General features: G+C 75.5%; 1 protein-coding gene and 2 pseudogenes. 1 reads left to right on the top strand and 2 read right to left on the bottom strand.

Annotated features, from left to right (window positions below):
• Positions 1-203: pseudogene (locus tag E1300_RS51180) on the top strand (hypothetical protein); the annotation flags it as partial.
• A gap of 82 nt (positions 204-285) precedes the next feature.
• Here the strand turns inward: E1300_RS51180 and E1300_RS49430 are convergent.
• Together E1300_RS49430 and E1300_RS51175 are read right to left on the bottom strand one after the other, a co-directional pair.
• A complete protein-coding gene (locus tag E1300_RS49430) occupies positions 286-1,233 on the bottom strand; it encodes an anti-sigma factor RsbA family regulatory protein (RefSeq protein ID WP_131764142.1) in 948 nt (315 codons plus the stop codon).
• Between the two features lie 254 nt (positions 1,234-1,487).
• A pseudogene (locus tag E1300_RS51175) lies at positions 1,488-1,702 on the bottom strand (hypothetical protein); the annotation flags it as partial.

Below are 1,702 nucleotides of genomic sequence, written 5' to 3'. Positions count from 1 at the left end.
AGAAGGCGGTCGTCTTCGGTGGGGGTGGTGCCGCGCCATTCGCCCCAGCCGGTGTCGGTGTCGTCGGACGTCTGGTCCGGGAGGATTTCGAGGTCCTCGCGGTCTTCATCTGCGCGGCGCTCGCCGAGTACGCCGCGTCCACCGGGCGCGACGGGCTGCTCGACGAGGCGCTCGCGGGCGTCGGGCGCGTCCTCGCGCCCTGAGTGGACCCCGCGCGGCGGATCGGCCCGCACGCGGTCAGGTGCGCGCGTGATCAAATGCGCGTGTGGTCGCCCGCGCGGCGGGTCAGATCCGCATGTACACGCGGATGGCGGTGCCGTCCGGCCCGGTGTGCGTGCGGACGAGGTCGGCGAGGTGGTTGACGAGCAGGATCCCGCGGCCCCCGTACGGGCTCAGCGCGGCGGGGCGCCGCCCGGCGAGCGGATCGGTGATCGTCCCCGCGTCGCTGATCTCGCAGACGACGTGCCCGTCCTCGGCCCACATGCGGATGGTGCCCGACCCGCCGCCGTGCAGGCACGAGTTCGCGGCGAGCTCGTTCACGGCGATCTCCAGGTCGCCGGCGGCGGCGGCGCCGAGGCCGTGCCGGGCCGCCTGGTCGCAGGCGAACTCGCGGACGAGCGGCAGCCCGTCGAGGTCGAAGGTCATCCGGGCGGCCTCGGGCGGCTCGGGCAGCGGCCGGTTGTGGTCATCGATGACGCGCAGCGGGGCGTAGTCGCCGCTCGGGCGCTCCCCGTCCCGGTCGATCAGGACGGGGTGGGTGGCGCGCGCGTCGGCGATCACCTCGGGCGCGAGGCCGGCGACGTCGTAGGGGCACAGGATCGCCACCGCGCGGTCCGCGAAGGCCAGGTTGATCAGCGCCTCGTGCTGGGCGCACGCCGGGTACTCGGTCGCCGAGCGGCCCGGCCAGATGGGCTCCCCGATGATCCGGACCCGGCCGGTGGTGTGCCGGTCGGCGAACGCGCGCAGCACCCCGGGGATGATCCGCCCGGGATTGCGGCCGGCCTCGGACATGTCGAGCCAGGTGACGTCCGCCGCGTCCGCGCCCATCGCCTCGCGGAGCACGCCGAGGCGCGGCCCCGGCACGGCGACCGCGACCGGCTCTCCCGCCGCGCGGCCCTCGCGGACGAACGGCACGGTGCCGGCGAGGTACTCGTCGTCTCCGGAGTAGAACAGCGCCGGGTGGACGAAGGGGCTCACCGGCGGCGTGCCCGGGGGCGCGGGCTCGACGATCATCGCGCCGTCACTCCGTTCCGAACTGCCTTCGCGTGCATCGGGTTCGAGGGTACGCGTCGTCGCAGGCCGGTGCGAAACGGACCCCGTGGGGCCGCACGTCCCGGGACGGGCGGGCGGTGCCCCATCTGCCGGTTACCCGCCGTGCTCCGCGGGAAACCGCTCGCGAGGCGCCCCCGGGTCGCACGAAGCCCGGAGGCAGCCTCCGTGTCCGGCGGGCGGAGACGGCGTCGCCCGGTCCGGATCAAGGAGGCATGTCAGCTCCGGGCCGGGGCGTCCCGCAGGAGGACGGAGTCGACGACGTCGGTGAGCAGGCCGCGCGCCCGGTGGGCGGCCCGCTGCCGCTCGGCGCCGGTGCCGCCGGCCAGGAGGCGCCGCACGCCGCGGGCGACGCGGCGGGTGTTCGTCAACTCCATGTCCGACCTGTTCCACGACAAGGTCCACTCGGTGTTCATCGCGCGGGTGTTCGCGG

Origin of the sequence: Actinomadura fibrosa (assembly GCF_900659615.1) — a bacterium.
Lineage (GTDB): Bacteria > Actinomycetota > Actinomycetes > Streptosporangiales > Streptosporangiaceae > Spirillospora > Spirillospora fibrosa.
Note: the sequence above shows the minus strand (reverse complement) of the source record. Positions and strands in the feature narration are given on the sequence as shown.

Bases quoted from the DNA above. Each gene is read 5' to 3' on its own strand.
- E1300_RS49430 (WP_131764142.1), bottom strand. From the start codon at position 1,233: ATGATCGTCGAGCCCGCGCCCCCGGGCACGCCGCCGGTGAGCCCCTTC.